General features: G+C 42.5%; 19 protein-coding genes and 1 other annotated feature (1 of these 20 cut by a window edge). Of the genes, 16 read left to right on the top strand and 3 right to left on the bottom strand.

The features are described 5' to 3' along the window. Nucleotides 1–61: 61 nt before the first annotated feature. A complete protein-coding gene (locus tag GNE05_RS15270) occupies nucleotides 62–1,729 on the bottom strand; it encodes an MFS transporter (protein ID WP_160182939.1) in 1,668 nt (555 codons plus the stop codon). 440 nt (nucleotides 1,730–2,169) lie between these two features. Here GNE05_RS15270 and GNE05_RS15265 point away from each other — a divergent pair, with 440 nt between their 5' ends. The 15 genes from GNE05_RS15265 to GNE05_RS15195 all read left to right on the top strand — a co-directional run bounded on the left by GNE05_RS15265 (nucleotide 2,170) and on the right by GNE05_RS15195 (nucleotide 17,328). Beyond that, on the top strand, nucleotides 2,170–3,282 hold the full coding sequence (locus GNE05_RS15265; RefSeq protein WP_160182938.1) for an ArsR/SmtB family transcription factor: 1,113 nt from the start codon (nucleotides 2,170–2,172) through the stop codon (nucleotides 3,280–3,282). Nucleotides 3,283–3,677: 395 nt separating this feature from the next. After that, nucleotides 3,678–3,950 (top strand): YtzC family protein, encoded by a 273-nt coding sequence (locus GNE05_RS15260; protein ID WP_003152272.1) that lies wholly within the window; start codon nucleotides 3,678–3,680, stop codon nucleotides 3,948–3,950. Between the two features lie 346 nt (nucleotides 3,951–4,296). After that, nucleotides 4,297–4,689 (top strand): GntR family transcriptional regulator YtrA, encoded by a 393-nt coding sequence (ytrA, locus tag GNE05_RS15255; protein ID WP_014418691.1) that lies wholly within the window; start codon nucleotides 4,297–4,299, stop codon nucleotides 4,687–4,689. Next, a complete protein-coding gene (locus GNE05_RS15250; protein WP_003152276.1) occupies nucleotides 4,682–5,560 on the top strand; it encodes an ABC transporter ATP-binding protein in 879 nt (292 codons plus the stop codon). The genes ytrA and GNE05_RS15250 overlap by 8 nt, the downstream gene beginning before the upstream one ends. Then, nucleotides 5,554–6,540, top strand: coding sequence for an ABC transporter permease subunit (locus tag GNE05_RS15245; RefSeq protein ID WP_072176865.1), 987 nt, complete (start codon nucleotides 5,554–5,556; stop codon nucleotides 6,538–6,540). The genes GNE05_RS15250 and GNE05_RS15245 overlap by 7 nt, the downstream gene beginning before the upstream one ends. Nucleotides 6,541–6,555: 15 nt before the next feature. Beyond that, nucleotides 6,556–7,542, top strand: a complete 987-nt coding sequence (locus GNE05_RS15240) for an ABC transporter permease (RefSeq protein ID WP_021494491.1) — start codon at nucleotides 6,556–6,558, stop codon at nucleotides 7,540–7,542. A gap of 36 nt (nucleotides 7,543–7,578) precedes the next feature. Then, nucleotides 7,579–8,559, top strand: coding sequence for an ABC transporter permease (locus GNE05_RS15235; protein ID WP_160182937.1), 981 nt, complete (start codon nucleotides 7,579–7,581; stop codon nucleotides 8,557–8,559). Nucleotides 8,560–8,574: 15 nt separating this feature from the next. Continuing rightward, the gene (locus GNE05_RS15230) at nucleotides 8,575–9,270 is read left to right on the top strand and encodes an ABC transporter ATP-binding protein (protein ID WP_160182936.1); all 696 of its coding nucleotides are present in this window, start codon (nucleotides 8,575–8,577) and stop codon (nucleotides 9,268–9,270) included. Further along, the gene (locus tag GNE05_RS15225; RefSeq protein ID WP_014418687.1) at nucleotides 9,260–10,570 is read left to right on the top strand and encodes an ABC transporter permease; all 1,311 of its coding nucleotides are present in this window, start codon (nucleotides 9,260–9,262) and stop codon (nucleotides 10,568–10,570) included. The genes GNE05_RS15230 and GNE05_RS15225 overlap by 11 nt, the downstream gene beginning before the upstream one ends. 63 nt (nucleotides 10,571–10,633) lie before the next feature. Further along, nucleotides 10,634–11,329, top strand: a complete 696-nt coding sequence (locus tag GNE05_RS15220; protein ID WP_014418686.1) for a response regulator transcription factor — start codon at nucleotides 10,634–10,636, stop codon at nucleotides 11,327–11,329. After that, entirely contained in the window at nucleotides 11,322–12,326 is a 1,005-nt protein-coding gene (locus GNE05_RS15215; protein WP_121984743.1) for a sensor histidine kinase, read from the top strand. The genes GNE05_RS15220 and GNE05_RS15215 overlap by 8 nt, the downstream gene beginning before the upstream one ends. 102 nt (nucleotides 12,327–12,428) lie before the next feature. After that, nucleotides 12,429–13,184: an ABC transporter ATP-binding protein gene (locus GNE05_RS15210; RefSeq protein ID WP_029974130.1), complete on the top strand. Its 756-nt coding sequence runs from the start codon at nucleotides 12,429–12,431 to the stop codon at nucleotides 13,182–13,184. After that, nucleotides 13,181–15,121 carry an FtsX-like permease family protein gene (locus GNE05_RS15205; protein WP_029974132.1) on the top strand — a complete coding sequence of 647 codons (1,941 nt, stop codon included), beginning with the start codon at nucleotides 13,181–13,183 and terminating at the stop codon, nucleotides 15,119–15,121. Before GNE05_RS15210 ends, GNE05_RS15205 begins: the two co-directional genes overlap by 4 nt. A gap of 107 nt (nucleotides 15,122–15,228) precedes the next feature. After that, nucleotides 15,229–15,948 carry a YwaF family protein gene (locus GNE05_RS15200; protein WP_053284955.1) on the top strand — a complete coding sequence of 240 codons (720 nt, stop codon included), beginning with the start codon at nucleotides 15,229–15,231 and terminating at the stop codon, nucleotides 15,946–15,948. A gap of 195 nt (nucleotides 15,949–16,143) precedes the next feature. Beyond that, nucleotides 16,144–17,328 (top strand): MDR family MFS transporter, encoded by a 1,185-nt coding sequence (locus GNE05_RS15195; protein ID WP_014418681.1) that lies wholly within the window; start codon nucleotides 16,144–16,146, stop codon nucleotides 17,326–17,328. Between the two features lie 64 nt (nucleotides 17,329–17,392). Here GNE05_RS15195 and GNE05_RS15190 read toward each other — a convergent pair. Both GNE05_RS15190 and GNE05_RS15185 read right to left on the bottom strand, forming a co-directional pair. After that, a protein-coding gene (locus GNE05_RS15190) for an IS3 family transposase (RefSeq protein WP_099721935.1) occupies nucleotides 17,393–18,543 on the bottom strand; the annotation gives its coding sequence in 2 pieces (ribosomal slippage) (nucleotides 17,393–18,270 and nucleotides 18,270–18,543; 1,152 coding nt in all). 116 nt (nucleotides 18,544–18,659) lie between these two features. Next, complete coding sequence (locus GNE05_RS15185; RefSeq protein ID WP_022553638.1) at nucleotides 18,660–19,445, bottom strand: YtvA family blue-light photoreceptor; 786 nt, start codon at nucleotides 19,443–19,445, stop codon at nucleotides 18,660–18,662. 388 nt (nucleotides 19,446–19,833) lie between these two features. Between GNE05_RS15185 and GNE05_RS15180 the strand changes: the two genes are divergently transcribed. After that, nucleotides 19,834–20,169, top strand: a complete 336-nt coding sequence (locus GNE05_RS15180; RefSeq protein WP_015418038.1) for a DUF4257 domain-containing protein — start codon at nucleotides 19,834–19,836, stop codon at nucleotides 20,167–20,169. Nucleotides 20,170–20,271: 102 nt separating this feature from the next. After that, nucleotides 20,272–20,308 (top strand) — a binding site (T-box leader) (it continues 177 nt past the right edge of the window).

The following is a 20,308-nucleotide window of genomic DNA, read 5'->3' as shown; positions in this document are numbered from 1 at the left end:
GATGCATCCTAAAATTGTAGCATGAATGATGGAGCGGAACAATGAAACAATTATGGAACGGTCAAGACGTAATATCTACCTGGTTTTTCTGTTGTTGTTTTAAACGTTTTGGAGAAATATCACTGAACAATGCAAAAATAATTCCTAAAATAAGAATTACACTGCCTACTTTGAATGTATTATTAAAACTGTCACTTATTTTTTCATTATATAAATTTGAAATTTTTTTCTGGATAGCCATAACTTCCTTCTTTTGAATATTGAAGCTTTTTTGTACTTTTTCTTTATACGGATCCGGGGTTATAGAGAGAATTTCTTCCTCTTTTTTGTTTAATTCAGCAATACTTTTGCTTCGATCGAAACCTTTACTGTCTGAATGCTTTAAGTGAGTTATTATCTCGTTCTTTGCATTTTTATCAAAAACCTGATTGCTTTCCACAATTTTAATGGCTTCTTTTTTCGCAGTAGCTGTGTGATCATTTATATTCATTGTAAGCACAGATGTAAGTATGGCAATGCCTAGCGCTTGTCCAACTGTCCGCATCATATTAAGAATACCTGAGGCAATTCCTACTTTCTCAGGAGGAATAAGCCGTATCCCTGAACTCATTGCTGGTCCTATCACAAGCCCTAAAGCTAAGCCGGTCAAACATAACAGAATAATTACTGACGTTATAGAACTGTCGTATCGTATGTATCCATATAAATATGTTGTGATTGTTAAACCGAGCATACCTAGACCCGAAAGCCAAATGCCCCCGAGTTTATCAGATAGCTTTCCAGAAAGTACAGAGGTAAACATAGATGATAGAGCTAATGTAGAAACAATTAACCCTGCTTCTAATTCGGTTTTTCCCATTAAATTCGTGAGGAGTAAAGTAATAATAAGGGTACCGCTTGTTAATCCAAGGCCCTGCATAAAGAGGGTGAAAGAACTGAAACTAAACGTACGTATCTTCAGCATGGATAAGGGAATCATCGGGTTTTTAATTTTAGATTCAATAAAGAAAAACAAACAGAATAATAATACAGAGATTACAAAAAGAGAGATAATTACTGGTGATGACCAGCCTAAGTCAGATACTTTTGCAAAGCCAAAGGTTAAACAGAAGAGAGCTCCGGATAAAATAAGAATCCCCATGTAATCAATTTTTTTGCTCACTGTTTCATCATAACTCTCAGTAATAAAAAATGCTGCTAAAAACAAAGAAATCAGACCTAAAGGAATATTTATAAAGAAGATAGCTTGCCAATTAAAATTTTCAGTTAATAATCCTCCAAGTACAGGTCCTAAAGTAGCTGCTAATCCTGAGAAAGCACCCCAGATTCCAATGATCATTCCTTTTTTATTTTGAGGAACGATGGCCAAAGCAATAGGCATTGTAACAGGTACAATAAAAGCAGCAGATAGTCCCTGAATCACTCTAATTGCGATAAGCATTTCAATTGAAGTGCTCAAACAGGCAATAACTGATGTCAAAATAAAAAGTGCTAATCCAAACATAAAAGCTTTTTTTCTTCCAAAATGGTCTGCCAGCTTTGATGCACCTACTAATAAAACCGCAAAAGCTAAAGTATAACCTGTAGCCACCCATGCTACTTGAGAAAGGTTACTCGAAAAATAATCCAGCATCTTAGGTAAGGCGATATTTACTATAGTGGTGTCCATTACTGAAATGAATGTACCTAATAATAATGCAGATAGCATAATTAATTTTTGAAAATTCAATACTACAACCTCCATTAGATATTAATCTAAATTTAAATTCGATATATATCTAAAAACATGATAAATGTAATCTTAAGAGGTGTCAATATTAATCATAAATTGTTTTTTCATCCACTTTTCTCGAAATCATATTTTTATAATTCAACAATTTTGTAACTTGAAATAACTCAATAAGAGCTAAAATTGACATGTAAACTAGCTGAGATGATGAAGGATTTCTGAAGAGTGTGACATGAGGAGAACACTCAGCAAGAGGTGAGGCAAGTCTAATAAATCTAGGACTGCTCTTGATAATGCTCAGTCAGGTATGTGCTTAAAGGAAAATTCTTTAAAATTAGAAATGAATATTCTTTGAAAGTTCCCTTTTGATTGATAATATTAAAAATGTAAAATGTCTGGCATGAAGATAGTACAATTTTTTCCTTGTGGAAAAAGACTTTATGGGGTGTGAAAAAGTGCGGTTAATAATTAATGACAGTGTTTCAGAAATCTTTGACAAGATATCCTCTATTCTATTCTTGAAACACGAGGAATTCTTCAAAGATTATACAACCAAATTGGGGTTAAAATTAGATAATGAATATTTTGTATTACTAGATGATCTTAAAAGAATAAAAGAGTTAGATAGTGAGTTTTTAAATTTTTATTTTGGCAGCTTTTGCGACTACAAAGATGTTAGGAATGCAAATATTTTTTGTTTAGCCACAACCTTTTTTAAAATTCCACAAATTTATACGAAAGATTTTTTTGAAATTATTGATTATTTGTCTGCAGTTACAGAAGAAGAGATAAGAAAAAATATTTTAGAGTCTCTAATTTATTTACAAGGAGATCTTAAAATGGAAACATCTACCGAACAGTATTTAAATGATAGGGAAAGTTTATTTGAGCTACTTAATAATTTAAATATAAAGCCCGAATACAAGTGGATCATATTTAAGGTAATGAAATCTCCTAAAACTTATGTAGATCAATTTTGCAATAAATTAATGTTGGTGAATGGTTATCTTAACGAGGCGATGTATAATTTAATTAAATTTAGAGATGAGTGGATGAATCAATTAAAAAAAATAAATATGGATTTTCCAAAAAAGATAATCAGTACGTTAAAAGGTAAGGAATACTTATCTTGTGATTATATTAATATATATCCAACGCTTTTACCTTACACTGCAACTATTACGAAAAGTGAAGATAACATTTATGTTGGACTGGGGTATAAAGTTGATGAAATTTTTGAAAATACATTGGAGAAAGCAGAGATTAATCACATCATTGATTTTTTGAAGCTTTTATCGGATAAAAGTAAGTTCAAGATATTAATCTTACTTAGTCATAAAAAAATGTATGCTAATGAGATTGCTGAACAGCTAAATTTAACCAACGCAACGATTTCACACCATATGAGAATTTTGACATTGCAAGGTTTAGTTGAGAGTACGAGAAATCAAAATAAAACATACTATTATCTTAATTCTTCTAAATTCGATTCTCTTTTGAACGGTTTGTTGAAAAAATTTAAAGCTGTTCCAGGCTTAGATGGGGATGAGTAAAAAAGGTTTTGGTTTTATAGTTGGTGTTAGTTTCGGGATGATAATTAAAGCTAATAAAAACAGATCGGCTAATGAATTGGATACCCTAAAAAATAAGATGAATCCTGGGTGTTTTACACAAAAAAGATAATTTGATGGTAAACAATTTAAAGCGAACCGAAGATCTTGTGAGTGATGTGGGAAAATTTTAATGTTTTTAATAAAAGAAGAATTAAGTTATCGTTCTAAAATGAAGGATTTTTATAAAGAGTTAATTCTGTCTTGATTAAGTTTTACATTTAATCGTATTTTATACCATCTCTGTCTTGTGTATGAATTACCTGATATTTCTTGTGAGAATTTATTTGGAATAAGAAATACTATTGATATGACATTATCAATAGGAGGACTGTTTAATGGCAACAAGACAATCAGTAGATGAACATCTCCAAAGAAGCGAACAGGCGTATGAATTTGCGAATGAGCAATTTATGACCGCTTCGAAACAAGAGCATTATAATGATAATGAGTACAGTGAAGCGCAAATGATGCTTGAAAACGCGGTGAATGAATTAAACAAGCTGTCATTATCTGCGAATGATCAGCAAAGAGAGCAGCTTTATCGAATGAGATTGCAGCTGCAGACTTTGCAAAACAATATGATTTTGCAGCGTAATTTTGATTACTGACCGCGCCGTTTCAAATGGTTCAGCAAACCTGCCGGAATCCCGGCGGGTTTTTTTGTATTTTTTTAAAAAAAGAATTGACAATAGGGCGGAGTGTGTTTATTGTATTACGTGTACTACTTGATGTAATACACATAAAACACTCAAAAAATGAAATCACATATAAATGTTAAGCATAGGGAAGGGGAACTTTCATGAAAAACAAAAGATCCGTAAAACAAGATGTGCCTCTTATTATCGCCGCCTCGGTTTTGGCCAGCAGTCTGTTTGTCGTTCTTGTCGTCATCGGTTTTCAATGGCAGAACATTTAAAGAAAGAGAGCAGCTCGTAAAAGAAAGAAGGGAAGTAAATGATTCAAATCGATCCGAGAAGCTCAACTCCGATTTATGAGCAGATCATACAGCAACTGAAAGAGCTTTGTTTAAAAGGGATCATGAAGCCGGGGGATAAACTTCCTTCTGTCAGGGAATTGGCAACGATCATTATCGCCAATCCGAACACAGTCAGCAAAGCGTACAAGGAGCTCGAACGCGATGGTGTCATTGAAACGCTGAGGGGAAGAGGGACGTATATATCGGAGAATGCAAAAACGACATTGGTTGAAGGGAAGATGACGATGATAAAAGAGCAATTGAAACAGCTCATCATCGATGCCCATTACGCGGGAGTTGAGCTGGAGAAGCTGCAGGAATGGATAAAGGAAATCAGCGCTGATCTGAAAGGAGGCAAGGATCATGATTGAATTGCGGAATCTCTCAAAAACAATAGACGGTAAAGAAGTGCTCAAGGATATTTCGCTCACCATCGGAAAAGGGGAAATTTTCGGACTGCTCGGGCGAAACGGATCAGGGAAAACAACACTGCTCCGGCTCATTCAGCAGATTCTGCTGCCGGATCAAGGGACGGTTTTATTTAATCAGGTGGAAATAAAGCGACATCCGAAAGTAAAACAGAACATCATTTATATGCCTGTTGAAAATCCTTTTTATGACAAGTATACATATAAACAGCTTGTTGCGATTGTAAGCAGAATCTATCCGAATTTTGATGTGACTTACGCCAATGAGCTGATGAACAGGTACGGCATTCCGGAAACGAAGAAATACCGTGAATTATCGACAGGCCTGAAAAAACAGCTTGCGCTCGTCCTTGCCTTTGCTTCACGTCCGGCTCTTATCCTTTTGGATGAACCGACGGACGGAATTGACGCCGTAACGCGTCATGACGTGCTTCAGCTTATGGTGGATGAAGTGGCTGAACGGGAAACGAGCATTCTGATTACCTCACACCGTTTAGAAGATATTGAGCGAATGTGCAACCGGATCGGGTTTTTGGAAGGAAATCAGCTGACGAATGTGATGGACTTGGATGATATGAAGGAAGAGTACATGAAAATTCAAATGGCATTTGAAGAGGACGTCGCCTTGAAGATCAGAGAACAAAACATACCGATTCTCGACCATGCCGGTGTGTTTTATACGGTGCTGATTCAAAAGAACGATGAAAAGAAAAAGAACTTTCTGCAAGAGCTGCAGCCGAAAGTATGGAACGAACTTCCTGTGAACTTAGAAGAAGTCTTCATCGCGAAGTTCGGAGGGAACCGGAGATGGTAGACAGGGGATTGCTGTACAGGGAATGGGTGCAGAATCGAACTGTTCTTGTGATGGTCGGTATTTTTTTAGCGGCGGTCAATCCATTTGAAGTGTTAAATACCTATCTGGTCTATCAAGGCTGTCTGGACACCCCGGAAGCATATTGTAACTTTTATGTGAATTCTCTGGAGAGCGGAATGCTGAACTTAAACTGGGCGCCCGCTGTCATTTTGGCGGTTTGCTTATTCGGACTGGAGCGTACGAAAGGAACGATTGATGCGCTGTTCAGTCTGCCTTATTCCCGCGCTCAGGTGTTTCACACTAAATTTTGGCTCGGGGCGGCGCTCATTACCGGCGCTCAGGTGATCGGCTACGGGCTGGCTGAGCTGCTCATTCTTCTGTTAAAGCCTGAGCGCGTATATTTCTTTCACCATTACAGCGTCGGAGAGATTATTGTGAGTGTTTTGGCTTTTACATTGGTTGCGAGCGCAGGCTGCTTAACGGGCAATACATTCGCCCAGCTGTTAACGGCGTTTACTGTGTCGATATCACCATACTTGATCATTACGTTGCCATTGTCCAATGTAGAAGTCATCTTCGGAGCCGGCATGTATGAGCTGATGCCGTCAGTCGATGCTTATATCAAAGTATACAATTTTTTTCAATATCTGAATCCAATAACGTACGGTGATACCGATTGGGTATCTGCCAGCAAGTATATATTAATCATTCCGGCAGTGATGAGCATTGTATTTTATGCCATCGGGTACTTTTGCTATGTCAGGCAGCCGGTGGAACGGAACGGCCGTTTTTTTCTCTGGAGACAGCTTGACCGGCCCATTCAGATTGTGGTGATCATAATCGCCGTTCTCGGTTTTGGCCTGGCGGGGTACTCGACGGGACATACGATGACAGGGTATGTGGCCGGGATGCTGGTCGGAGGAGCGATCGGATTTTTGGTCAGTTATTTTGTGATTTATAAAAAAACGAAGCATGTGTAAGAGAGGAGGACCGGAATGATACCGCGGGGATTGTTGTACACAGAATGGAAAAAAAATCAGTGGTTGTTTTTATGCAGCGGCATTCTTTTAATGGCGGCAAACCCTTTTATGGTTTATAACAACTACTCAACATATCAAGAATGTTTGAATAACCCAGCTCTTCAAGATTGTGAATTCGTTGTCAATTATACGAATGGGTCGCCTCTTTCCTTCAGCTGGATTGTGAGTGTCATCATTGCCGTCTTCTTATTAGGCTTGGAACGGACAAAGGGAACGATGGATGCCTTGTTAAGCATGCCTTACAGCAGAGGCCAAATCTTTCAGACGAAATTCTGGCTCGGCGGGGCAGTCATTGTTGTTCCTCAGGCGATAGGCTATGGAACGGCGTCATTGCTGATATCTTTGCTGAAACCGAGCCATACGTACGATTTTGATCATTTTTCAATCGGAATGATTGTCATCAGTTTTATGGCTTACGCCTTGTTAATGGCATCCGGCGCATTAACGGGACAGATATTCGCCCAGCTGTTAACGGCGTTTACCGTCACAGTTCTGCCCTTTTTACTCATCGGTCTGCCGGCCGCGAATTTGGAGGTCGTATTCGATTTTAGTGTCGGAGATCAATTTTCTTTTATCAGCAGTTATATCGAATCCCGTCTTTTTATATTTGTAACCCCTATTGGATATGTGTTTAACGACTGGATCAGAGAAAGGGATTTGATTTTAATCATTCCGATTGTGATGAGCCTTGTCTTTTATCTGATCGGTTACGTCAGCTTTCTGAAACATCCGAATGAACGGAACGGCAGATTCTTTCTTTGGAGAAAATTGGACCGGCCGGTGCAGATCTTGGTGATTGCCTTTGCCGTTATGGGTTTCGGCGTTTTCGGATATGGGGTCACAGACACGATGTTCGGCTATTTAGCCGGCATTATCTTCGGCGCGATTATCGGGTTTTTCATCAGTTATTTTACGGTTTACAGGAAGTCAAAGCATATGTAGATCTGTTTGAAAATGAGCAGTTTGGAGGAAGGCAAGGTGCCGATTAGCGGTTTGCTTTATAAAGAATGGAAGCAGCGGCAGACGCTGCTGCTTCTTACATCGGGGTTCTTAGCTATTTTAGGCCCTTTGGCAATTATAAATGAGTATTTTCACTATAAGGATTGTTTAAAAACACTTCATCAATATTCAGGTTCAGTTTGTGCGTTCAGCATTGATTACAGCAATCGGAATTTGATTGGGCTGCATTTCATTCCTCCGGTTATGATGGGGCTTTTTCTGATAAGAGGAGGCAGGGCTGAAAGGATGTTTACACTGAGTCTTCCGTATTCGAGAAGCCGGATATTTCATACGAAGTTTTTCTTGGGAGCAGCCGTGTTAGCCGGCTCGCAGTTTGTTTCTTACGGAGTATCTGACCTATTGTTTCTAGCGCTTAAACCTGACGCTGTCCATCATTTTCAATCATTCAGCTCAGGGATGCTGGTCATCAGCTTGATGATTTATGCATTAGTGACAGCTGCCGGCACGATAACGGGCAATTTAGCGGCGCAGCTGATCACGGCGTTCACGGTTTCCGTCTTTCCGATCGTGGTTATGACGATTTACTTGTTAAACGCTGAGTTCCTTTTTGGCAGGCAGGCTGTGCCGGATATTGATTTCCCTTGGAGCGGATTTCTGATCTATTTCATGCCTGCCGCTTACATCCATACCTCATGGATGTATTACATGAAACACGCATTGTTAATTTCCGCAATTATGGGATTTTGTTTCTATCTATTCGGCTATGCGAATTTCCTGAAAATGCCGAGTGAACGAAGCGGACATTTTATCCTAAGCAAACACATTGAACGCACCATTCAAGTGCTCGTCATGGTGCTCAGTATGCTGGGAAGTGCGGGGGTATGCGGATATGCTTATAACGGTTCGTATACCGGTTACATATTCGGCATGCTTATCGGCGCGGTGATCGGGTTTTTCATCAGTTATTACTTCATCTATAAAAAAACGAAACAGATATAAGGGGGAGTGGTGTACATGATAGAAGTACAGCATATTGATCATTCATTTAAAATCGGCAGGAAAGGCAGAGAGAGTGAGGTTCCGGTATTGAAGGATGTTTCTTTGACCGTTGAAAAAGGGGAAATCGCCTGTATCGTCGGGCGGAGCGGTTCCGGAAAATCAACGCTTCTGAATTTAATTTCCGGATACATAGCGCCGACGAAGGGCCGTATCGTCATTAATGGCACTGATGTGACGGGCTTCAGTGAAAAAGAGTGGGCGCGGTTCCGCCTCGGGCATTTCGGTTTTATTTTTCAAAGTTTTCAGCTCATTCCGAGTCTGACAACCTATGAAAATGTTGAAATGCCGCTTGCCTTAAAAGGCGTCAAACCGTCTGAACGCAAGCAGAAAGTCGCGGACATGCTGAAACGGGTCGGACTTGAGAATCATGCGAATCATTATCCGAATGAGCTGTCAGGCGGCCAGCAGCAGCGTGTCAGTATCGCAAGAGCCCTGATTTTAAATCCGTCGATTATTTTAGCTGATGAGCCGACGGGAAGTCTCGATTCAGAAACGGAGCTTGAGGTGCTTGCGTTAATTCAGCAGCTGAACCGGGAGCGCGGGATTACATTTGTCATCATTACGCATGACGATGAAGTCGCTTCGATCGCGCATTCAAAATTCCAGCTGCATGACGGTGTATTAAAAGGGGGCGTTACTGTTGAGATTTAAGGATCAGATTCACTTTATCAGAAGAAATATGAAGAAAAACCGGCTGCGTGTTTTCATGACGGTGCTGGCAACGACAATGGCGTGCGCGTTTTTGGTCGTGCTGGCGTCCGTCGGATTCGGCATCCAAAAAACGATTACAGACATTACGATGAGCCAGCAGATTGTTACGGAAATCAATGTGCTCGGCCAAGAGAACGGAAAAGCCGTGAAGAAATCAGACTTGGAAAAGTATAAGAATGTCAAGTCTGTCGTTGAAAGAACACAAGTGTATGAACCGAATAAAGCGTCGTTAGGAAACCGAACAAATGAAGATTCTGCCATTGTGCTGACAAACATGAACGATGAAGTCAAAGCCAATATGGAGCTTGATCAGGGAAGGGTCGCCCGTACAGAGAATGAAATCGTGGTCGGCTATGATTTTGCGAAGAACCTATTGACGAAAAAAGAGGCTGACGCTTACGACAAAGAGTTAAAGGATCACCAAGGCGACATGTCGGAGGTGAAAAAACCAAAAGGCTATACGAAAGACCTGCTTAATAAAACGATACAGCTGAGCATCTCCAAAACAAACAAAGACGGAGACGTTGAGAAAACGAAAACGTACGACTTCAAAGTAGTCGGAATTACAAAAAAACCGTCCCAAGATTGGATAGAAGATACAAATATTTTTGTGAGTGATCAATTCAAGAAGGACTTCTCAACATTCTTGGATCTGAAGAATGGAAATGTGGAAAAAAACATCAATGTGTATGCGGACAAATTCGATCATGTCGATCAGCTTACCCATGACCTCACGGATGACGGCTTCTATGTCAGGTCTGTCACAACCGAGCTGAAGGGCGTCAATACCTTTTTCCTCGTCTTTAAAATCGGCCTGATCTTTGTCGGCTTTATCGCCGTCGTGATTTCTGCCATCGGTATTTTCAATACGATGACAATGGCGGTTACGGAAAGAACGCAGGAAATCGGGATTATGAAAGCGATCGGCGCAAGCCCGTCCATCATCCGCAGAATGTTCCTGATGGAAAGCGCCTATATCGGGATATTAGGTTCTGTCATCGGGATTATCATTTCTTACGGAGTGAGTTTTGCCGTCAATCTGGCTGTGCCGGTTATCTTGAAAGCGGTAGGGGGAAACACCGGAGCTGAAGATCTTCATTATACCTTCTCCTATATCCCGCTCAGCCTCGTTGTGATCGCAGTTGTCATTTGTGCGGGGGTCGCGGTGATTTCCGGTATGAATCCGGCCCGCAAAGCGACAAAAACCAATGTTCTGACTGCATTAAGAAGAGAACTGTAAAGGAAAAAAGCCGGCTGGACATCAGCCGGTTTTTCCTCTATCTATCAGAAAAGGGCGGATACCATGTTTCACATTTTGTTAATAGAAGATGATAACACTTTGTTTCACGAGATGAAAGAGAGATTAACGGGCTGGTCATTTGCGGTGCACGGAATAAAAGATTTCAGCCGGGTCATCCGGGAGTTTTCCGAAATTAAGCCTGATTTGGTGATCATTGATGTACAGCTGCCGAAATTTGACGGCTTTCATTGGTGCAGAATGATACGCTCCCAATCAAACGTGCCGATTCTCTTTTTGTCCTCGCGCGATCATCCCGCGGATATGGTCATGTCGATGCAGCTCGGGGCAGATGATTTTATTCAGAAGCCTTTTCACTTTGATGTGTTAATCGCGAAAATACAGGCGGTGTTCCGCCGTGTGCATCAATACGGCACAGAACCGGCGCTGATGAAAAGATGGTGCGGGGCGGTCATTGACACAGAAACCAACACGGTCAGCCGTAAAAACGGTTCGGTCGAGCTGACCAAAAACGAAATGCTGATCTTAAAACTGCTGGCTGAGCAGAAAAATAAAATCGTCAGCCGGGAAGAACTCATCAGAAGCCTATGGAATGATGAGCGTTTCGTCAGTGATAATACGCTGACGGTGAATGTCAACCGGCTGCGGAAAAAACTCGATCAATTAGGCATCGGGAAAATGATTGAAACCAAGGTGGGGCAGGGATACATCGCAAAGGAAGAAGACGGTCTTTATGATTAAATCATTTCTGCTCGAAAGAAAAAGCTGGATCGCGATGTTTCTTTTGCAGCAGGCTGTGCTCCTTTTTGCGGCATATATTGATCCGTCTATTCCGTTTTTTTCGGTGCTGTATTTCGTTTACCTGTCGCTTCTTGTGTTTCTTGTATTTCTCTTGTTCCGCTATCGTAAAGAGACCGCCTATTATAAAAGCTTAAGAGAGTGGGACGCCAATTTAGACATGTCTTATCTTAAAGCGCCTGACAGTCCGTTTGAGTCTATCGTTGAAGAAAGCATTGAAGGGCAGACGGAGCAGTTAAGAAAAAGCTCACTTCATCTTCAGGCGGCGTCGGAGCATGAAAAGGACGATCTGATGTCATGGATTCACGAGGTCAAAACACCGCTGACAGCGATGCATCTCATGATCGAGCGCCTTGATGAACAGCAGCTGAAAGCCCCTTTGCTGTATGAATGGCTGCGGATTCACCATCTCCTGGACCAGCAGCTTCATCAGAAACGATTGTCCTTTATTGAAAATGATTTATCATTCCAGCGAATTCAGCTCAGACCGCTCGTTTTCAAAGAAATTAAAAATCTGCAATCATGGTGTATACAAAAAGGGATCGGGTTTGACATTCAGCTTGATTCACCAGACGTTCACAGTGACGGAAAATGGCTTTCCTTCATCATCAGGCAGCTGTTAAGCAATGCCGTCAAATACAGTGAGGCGGATGACATTACCTTAAAGAGCTATGAACAAAACGGCCGGGTGCATGTGGATATCGAAGACCGCGGCATCGGCATCGAGCCCAAAGATCTTCCGCGCATTTTTGAAAAGGGATTTACCTCGACGCGAATGAGGCGTGATCACGCGTCAACGGGGATGGGCCTGTATTTGGCTCAAAAAGCCGCGGCTCCGCTTCTTATCCGGATCAGCGTGCGCTCTGAGCCGGAAAGCGGCTCGGTTTTTACCTTGGTGTTTCCGAAACAGAACGATGCCGTCAGCATGTTCAGCGTGTGACAAAAGTGTCACATGCTTTTCTCTTTTGTTCGCTTAATCAAACGAAAAAAACGGTTTCTGTTTTTAAAATAAAGATAACCAATGTAAAAGGAGAATCATAACGTGATGATTTTAGAAGCAGGCAATATACAAAAAAGCTACGGAAACAAGCTGAATAGACAAGAGGTGCTGAAAGGAATTGATCTTCAGATTCACAAAGGGGAATTCGTCAGCATTATGGGCCCGTCGGGATCAGGGAAAACGACCCTTTTGAATGTGCTTTCCTCCATTGATAAAGTGAGCGCGGGCACCATTAAACTGAATGAGACGGAGATTACATCCATGAAAGAAAAACAGCTTGCCGAATTCAGAAAACGGCATCTTGGCTTTATTTTTCAGGATTATAATTTATTGGACACCCTGACCGTGAAAGAAAACATACTCCTGCCGTTATCCATTACGAAAATGTCTAAGAAAGAGGCGGACCTGCGATTTGCCGAGACGGCAGAGGAGCTTGGGATCTATGATTTGCGACATAAGTATCCGAGTGAAATTTCCGGCGGGCAAAAACAGCGGACGTCTGCCGCAAGAGCTGTTATTCACGAGCCGGGCATTATTTTTGCTGATGAGCCGACCGGAGCGCTCGATTCAAAGGCTGCCATGGATTTACTGAATAAACTCAGCCGTCTGAATCAAAAACGCCGCGCCACCATTGTGATGGTGACGCATGATCCGGTTGCCGCCAGCTATTCCGGACGTGTGGTTTTCATTAAAGACGGCCGTGTGTATACACAGCTGAATAAAGGCGGCCAGGACAGACCGGACTTTTTTCAGGATATTATGAAAACGCAAAGTGTATTGGGCGGAGTTCAGGCATGAGTATTCATCATTTGATCTTCCAGAACCTGAAAAAGAATATGAAAAACTATTACCTTTACGTTTTTGCGCTGGTGTTCAGCGCCGCCCTTTATTTCGCGTTTGTCACGATGCAATACGATCCGGCGCTTGATGAAATGAAAAGCTCCATAAAAGGAGCGGCGGCAATCCGGGCCGCCTCTGTACTGCTTGTGGCGATCGTGTCGGTATTTCTTTTATACGCCAACACCATTTTTATTAAACGGCGCGGCCGGGAAATCGGCTTATTCCGATTAATCGGCATGACGAAAATGCACATTTTCCGCATACTCAGCACAGAAAATTTCATTTTGTATTTCGGATCGATTTGGATCGGTATTTTTGCCGGCTTTTCTCTCTCGAAATTATGTATGATGATGCTGTTTCATACAGTCGGTGTGAAAGCCTCTGTCTCACTGTTTTTTTCAAGCAAGGCGCTCGTTCAGACGTTAATTGTGTTCGGGGCAATTTACCTGCTGATTATGATGATGAATTACTTATTTATTAAACGGCAAAGCATTTTGTCTTTATTTAAAACCGCGTCATCGTCAGAAAGCGGCATAAGGCGGCTCTCTTGGGTGCAGATGGCGATCGGCGTTGTCGGTATCGGGGCCATTATCGCCGGCTATGCCGTGTCCGCGGATTTATTTGGAGGCAGTTTTACGAGCATGAATGAACTGTTTTCGGCAATGGTGTTTATTCTCGGCTCGGTCATTATCGGAACCTATCTGTTTTATAAAGGTTCGGTCAGCTTTCTGGCAAATCTCATCCGGAAATCAAAAGGCGGATATCTGAATGTCAGTGAAGTGCTGTCTTTGTCATCCATCATGTTCCGGATGAAGTCAAACGCCGTCCTGCTGACGATTATTACGACTCTTTCGGCGCTGGCAATCGGTTTGCTGTCTCTAAGCTATATCTCGTACTATTCCGCGGAAAAATCGGCTGAGCAAAATACAGCCGCGGACTTTGCCTTTGATAACCAAAAGGAGACTGACTCATTTACCGCTTTATTGAAGAAAAACGGAATTGAACACAAAGTGAAAACAATCAAGACCATTCAAGCCGGTGTCAATATGAAGAACATCATAAACGGCGATATGAAAAGCTTTCAACAAGACCCGTCCAGCTTGGCGCTGCCGATTATAAGCGAGAAAGACGCAGAAGGGACGGAGCTTTCTGACGGAGAAGCCGTGTTTACCGGATATAATGATATGATGAAAAGATTTCTCGACCTGAAAACGTCAGGTTCCATTGATATAAACGGCAAAACGGATAAAATACCGCTGGCGTATAAGGGCTTGAAGAACGACTTCCTCCTGTCATATACATTTACAAGCGGAGGGCTGCCGACCGTTATCGTCACGCAGCAGGTATTTGATCGGATCGAGAAAGATATCGACCCGTCCATCCAGGGAAAATCAAATCGGTTTTTCGGCATTACACTCAAACGTGAAGAGGACATCCAAAAAGCTGATGGTCTGTTTCAGGCGCAGCACTATTCTGACGGCGCGCTTTCACAATTTGAAACGGCTGACACCCAAAAGAAAAATATGGGGCTGATCATGTTTATTGTCGGCTTTTTGGGATTAACCTTTCTGATCACCTCAGGCTGTATCCTTTATTTTAAACAAATGGGCGAGTGTGAGGATGAGAAGGCTGATTACACAATATTGCGGAAGCTCGGCTTCACAACGGGGGATCTGCTGAAAGGCATCCGCCGGAAGCAGGCGTATCATTTCGGGATTCCGCTCGTTCTCGGGCTGTTCCACAGCTATTTTGCCGTTCAGTCAGGATGGTTTTTATTCGGAACGGAAGTGTGGACGCCGATGATCATCGTCATGGCGCTGTATACGCTGCTGTACTCCATCTTCGGCATGCTGTCGGTGCTATACTATAAAAAGGTCATTCAATCCGCCTTGTAAAACAAGTTGAGGAGCCTCCGCATAAGCGGAGGCTTTTTTTGTATGAATAGAAGAAAGCGATTTTTAAAAGAATAGACATACGTCATTTTTTCGCGCGGGGGAGCCTTATGCAGAAGTACTTTCAATTGAAATCTGAAACAGGGGCCTTTCATCTTTTTTCCAAGGAACACATTTTCACGCTGTTGATCATCGGATTGCTGGGGACGGGCGTGATCATGTTCCGGAAAAAGCTCAACCACAGCCGGCCGAATCGCGTTTTCCGCTATGTACTATTCATTCTCCTTGCCGTGTCGCAGATCAGCTATCATATATGGCTGCTATGTCATCATGCCTGGTCGCTGAAAACAGCTCTGCCGCTGCAGCTGAGCGACCTTTCCGTCTATTTGGCGATGCTGATGGTCATGACAAAAAGCGAAAAACTGTTCGCCTTCCTCTATTTTGCCGGTTTGGGCAGCGCCGTACAGGCGATGGCAACACCTGATTTAGGGGCGTATTCTTTCCCGCATTTTCGGTACATCGTGTTTTTCGTCTCCCACGGCTGTGTTTTTCTTACCTGTCTATTCATGGCCGCTTCAGAAAGGTACAGGCCGTCGGCGCGCGGGCTGTGGGTATCGGTGCTGATCGTAAATCTGTACGGGGCGTGTGTCTTTTTTATTGACCGTGTGCTGAATGCAAATTACCTATATTTAATGAAAAAACCGAAGACCGCTTCGCTTCTGAACGTTTTCGGACCTTGGCCGTGGTATCTTCTATCAATGGAAGCGGCGGTGATATTGAGCTTTTTCATTCTGTATATCCCGTTTTGGCTGCTGAGGAAAAGAGCATGAGGCCGGCCTGTTTTTATGAATACAATCATTTGTAATTTTTTCAACATTCCGGCATTATTTTTTTCAGATTCTGGTGTTGAAAAAAGACGTCCGCGGCGATAGAATGAATGTGCTATGATAACGTGTTCGATACGGAGCCGCGGCTTGCGGTTTCCGTTTTTTCATGGGATTTTTTATAGAGAGAGGGGGATCGGTATGCCGCGCGCTTTGAAGATATTAATCATCGGAATGTTTATCAATGTGACGGGCGCATCTTTTTTGTGGCCGCTGAATACGATCTATATTCATAATCATTTAGGGAAATCGCTGACTGTTGCGGGGATTGTTCTGATGCTGAATTCCGGTGCCAGTGTGGCGGGGAATTTATGCGGCGGATTTTTGTTTGATAAAATCGGCGGATTCAAATCCATTATGCTCGGCATTATGATCACATTGGCAAGTCTTCTCGGACTCGTTCTGTTTCACCAATGGCCTGTTTATATTTGGCTGCTCATCATTGTCGGCTTCGGTTCCGGTATCGTGTTTCCGGCCAGTTACGCCATGGCGGGAGCGGTATGGAAAGAAGGCGGGCGGAGAGCTTTTAATGCGATTTATGTAGCTCAGAACGCAGGTGTCGCCGTCGGCTCGGCACTCGGCGGGATGGTTGCGGCGTACTCGTTTACGTACGTGTTTTTAGCCAATGCTATGCTGTATGTGCTGTTTTTCCTTATCGTATTTTTCGGGTTTCGAAATATCAAAACCGGAAATGCGAGCCAGGTTTCTGTCCTGGACTACGAGCCTGTCAGCAGCAGAACGAAATTTACGGCGCTTCTCATATTGAGCGGCGGGTATGTTCTCGGGTGGATTGCCTATTCGCAGTGGTCCACAACCGTTGCGTCACATACTCAAAGCATCGGTATGCCGCTTTCATTATACAGTGTGCTCTGGACCGTAAACGGAATATTAATTGTCGCCGGACAGCCTCTCATAGGAGCTGTTCTGAAAAAATGGTCCGGTGCGTTAAAAACGCAGATGGTCATCGGCTTTTGTATTTTTATCGTCTCGTTCGGCGTGCTTCTCAGCGCCAAGCAATTTCCGATGTACCTCACCGCAATGGTGATTTTAACCGTCGGAGAAATGCTTGTCTGGCCTGCCGTTCCTACCATTGCCAATCAGCTTGCGCCTAAGGGGAAAGAAGGGTTTTACCAAGGATTCGTCAACAGTGCGGCGACGGGCGGCAGAATGATCGGGCCGCTCCTTGGCGGCGTGCTGGTCGATCAGTACGGAATGAGCGTGCTGCTGTTGATCCTGATGGTGCTTCTTGTTGTCAGCATCGCAGCGACGGTACTGTACGACAAACGCCTGAAAACCGTTAGTAAACAAAACGTCCAAGTGCGATGACGACATAAAAAAATCCCGCTGTTTGGGACTGACCCCTGTTTTTGAGACAGGGATCAAAACACCTTCATACAGCCAATTGCCGATATTGTATCGGCGATTGGCTGTTTAGTTTCGTTTGAATACGAATATTGTTATAATAATGAATGTATTCTATGGCAGTGCGTTCTACGATGGTCGTCGTAGTTCGATCAATGCTGTTAAGATAGAACGTTTCAGACTTTAGTGAGGAATGAAACGATTCGATGGAGGCATTATCAGCGGGCGTCCCTTTGCGGGACATGCTCATGGTAATGCCTTTTGTTTTAACAGCTTTCTGATACTCATAAGATGTATAAACAGAACCTTGGTCACTATGTAACACGCAGTTCTCTGGCAGTGCGGGCAGCTGATCAAGTGTGTGTAAGACAAAGTCTGTGTCCTGTCTATCGCCAATTGTAAAAGCAATCACTTCTCCATTGTATAAATCCAATATACTGGAAAGATACAATTGTTTCTGCCCATAAGGCAAATATGTGATATCCGTTACTAGCTTTTCCAGAGGGCGTTCAGACTGAAAGTTTCGATCCAATATATTCTCGGCCACGGCATATGGCTGCCCATCTTTCTTGCGCTTTTTCACCTTAACCCGGCATTGCCACTGATTCTTCTGCATAATGCGCTGAACCGTTTTATGATTCACACGCATTCCCTTTTTTAATATGGCTGTGATTTTCCGATAGCCATATCGAAACTTGTGTTCTCGGCACAACGTGCCGATTTGTTTTTCTAAATGGTATTTAGGGTTATCTTTCATCAGATTCTTCTTCCAACGATAATAAGATGCTCGTGAGATACCTAAATGAATACAGATATCCTGTATGGTCATTGTGCCGCGCAATGCTTCTACAAGCTCGACTGGCGTTTCGCTATCAGCTTCCTTTCCAATTCGTTGCACTTTTTTAAAACTTCATTCTGTTGTCTCAGATAACGATTTTCTGCCTGCAGTTTCTCTAATTCGGAAGAATACTCCGGGCCTTTTCCGTAAGTGTATTGCTTTCCGACAGGCTGTTCGAATCGATGTGTATCCCCAGTCTTATGCCATCTAACCCATGTCTGAACCTGTGTCTTATTCTTAATATTCAATTCCTGCATGATCTCTTTCATAGGCACGCCTGCCAATCTCATTTCTACAGCCTTCTGTTTCACTTCAACCGGATAACTCACTCTTGTCCCCATAGAAAAAACACCTCCAAGTCTAATTTCGGCTAACAATCATCCGTTTTCAAACTTGAAGGTGTTTTTTGTTTGTCTCATCTTATGGGGTCAGTCCCGTTTCGGCGGGATTTTTTTGTTTATACGACCGGAAGCACGTTGACCGCGTCCTTAACGTTTAAATATGTCTTTAATGAAGAAAAGCTGGCATCAAGCTGATTCATTCTCATGGCGAGGGAAGGCTTGATCCCGGTGATAATCAATTCCGTGCCGATTAATTTAAGCAGGTGGTGCAATTTGAAAATCCGGTCTGCGGTCTGTTCGTTTACCTCGGCCAGACCTGATAAGTCTATAATTAAGTAATCATCTTTAGATGCGGTTAATATGTCCGTCAAAGTTGTCACGATTGAATCAAATCGTTCTTCCGTTAAGTTTCCCACTAACGGCAAAGCGGAGATGCCGTTTCGGATCGGAACAATCGGCGTTGACAGCGTCGTGATTTCTGCGAGGGAATCCTCAAGGAGCTTTTCGTATTCTTTCTGCTCTGTGATGTCTTTTTGAAAACCGACAAAATAGAGCTTGTCTTCAACATACAGAGGATCAATGTTGAGTTCATTCCAAAATGGGGTGCCGTCTTTTTTGACATTTTTCAGCCGCACCGTGATCTTTTCTTTCTGGTTTAAGCTCTTTCTTATTTTCGCGACTTGTTGACGGTCGGTTTCTTTGCTTTGCAGAAATCTGCAGTTCTTACCTAATATCTCTTCGGAAGAGTAGCCTGTCATATCCATAAATCCCTGATTTGTATATATGATGGGATTGTCCTCAAGAGAGGGGTCTGTAATCACCACGCCGATACGTGCGTGATCAAGCGCCTTTTTGATAAGCTCCAGCTGCTCCAGTTTTCCGAATACATTTGAGTCAGCCATGTAAAACCCCCTTTTGGCCGTAAAGCTGCGCGCTTTTTCAGCCATTGTTTCTCCCCTTTTTAAATGAATCTACAGTAACCGTAGCATAACATATGTTCTGATTCAAGCAGCCGAAGTTTGCAATTTGTCATTCGGGCTTGTCCTCATATACACTGAATATATAAGGGGAAGGCACATCATCGCTAAGTAAGTGACTAGGTCATTGTCACTGGGTGAAAAATGAATCTAATGCATCAAGCTTACCGATCATGTGTTCACATATAATGGAAGAAACAAGCTTTTTACTTTTCTGCTCAATCGCCGGTATGTAGATATCGAAAATCATCGTATTCGTAAGGGGGCTGGATGGCCTGAAGTCGCTTTACTAAATAAGGGCTTTAGGAAGGTGATGAAGATGCTGCATCAGGTAATAATTGCTTGTGTAATTGGAGGAATCATGGGGGTTCTCGGTCATGTGAAAAAGAGAGGCAGGCTGGAGAAACCCAGAATGACAAAGCGGTTTATCTATCTCGGTTTTTTGGAAGATGGTTTTATCGGAATGGCTGCTTCCATCTTACTTGTCTTATCCGCTGACCCCGATTCAGGAATTCAACTCGTCATCTTATCCATAATCGCAGGCTACGGCGGAGAAGCTGTTCTCAGGAGCTTTGATTTTGTCAGAGAACAAAACAGTGATTCGGCCGAAGCAAAACCACACCAGCAAAAAAATCCTCCATCAAAATAATATCCCCGCTCACGACCCGTTCCGGGTACATTCCCATTGTATACAAACCTGCTTGCACTTATGAACAGAATTCTATAAAATACAGGTAAGATTACGGTAGCGATAAGAACAGTGAAGAGGAGCAGTAAGAAGCAGATTT

Source organism: Bacillus sp. AM1(2019), assembly GCF_009906915.1.
Classification (GTDB): domain Bacteria; phylum Bacillota; class Bacilli; order Bacillales; family Bacillaceae; genus Bacillus; species Bacillus velezensis.
Note: the sequence above shows the minus strand (reverse complement) of the source record. Positions and strands in the feature narration are given on the sequence as shown.

Coding starts and splice junctions, on each gene's coding strand:
- GNE05_RS15245 (WP_072176865.1), top strand. CDS start 5,554: ATGGTAGACAGGGGATTGCTGTACAGGGAATGGGTGCAGAATCGAACT.
- GNE05_RS15205 (WP_029974132.1), top strand. CDS start 13,181: ATGAGTATTCATCATTTGATCTTCCAGAACCTGAAAAAGAATATGAAA.
- GNE05_RS15220 (WP_014418686.1), top strand. CDS start 10,634: ATGTTTCACATTTTGTTAATAGAAGATGATAACACTTTGTTTCACGAG.
- ytrA (WP_014418691.1), top strand. CDS start 4,297: ATGATTCAAATCGATCCGAGAAGCTCAACTCCGATTTATGAGCAGATC.
- GNE05_RS15230 (WP_160182936.1), top strand. CDS start 8,575: ATGATAGAAGTACAGCATATTGATCATTCATTTAAAATCGGCAGGAAA.
- GNE05_RS15265 (WP_160182938.1), top strand. CDS start 2,170: ATGGGGTGTGAAAAAGTGCGGTTAATAATTAATGACAGTGTTTCAGAA.
- GNE05_RS15185 (WP_022553638.1), bottom strand. CDS start 19,445: ATGGCTGACTCAAATGTATTCGGAAAACTGGAGCAGCTGGAGCTTATC.
- GNE05_RS15195 (WP_014418681.1), top strand. CDS start 16,144: ATGCCGCGCGCTTTGAAGATATTAATCATCGGAATGTTTATCAATGTG.
- GNE05_RS15260 (WP_003152272.1), top strand. CDS start 3,678: ATGGCAACAAGACAATCAGTAGATGAACATCTCCAAAGAAGCGAACAG.
- GNE05_RS15200 (WP_053284955.1), top strand. CDS start 15,229: ATGCAGAAGTACTTTCAATTGAAATCTGAAACAGGGGCCTTTCATCTT.
- GNE05_RS15240 (WP_021494491.1), top strand. CDS start 6,556: ATGATACCGCGGGGATTGTTGTACACAGAATGGAAAAAAAATCAGTGG.
- GNE05_RS15250 (WP_003152276.1), top strand. CDS start 4,682: ATGATTGAATTGCGGAATCTCTCAAAAACAATAGACGGTAAAGAAGTG.
- GNE05_RS15180 (WP_015418038.1), top strand. CDS start 19,834: ATGAAGATGCTGCATCAGGTAATAATTGCTTGTGTAATTGGAGGAATC.
- GNE05_RS15215 (WP_121984743.1), top strand. CDS start 11,322: ATGATTAAATCATTTCTGCTCGAAAGAAAAAGCTGGATCGCGATGTTT.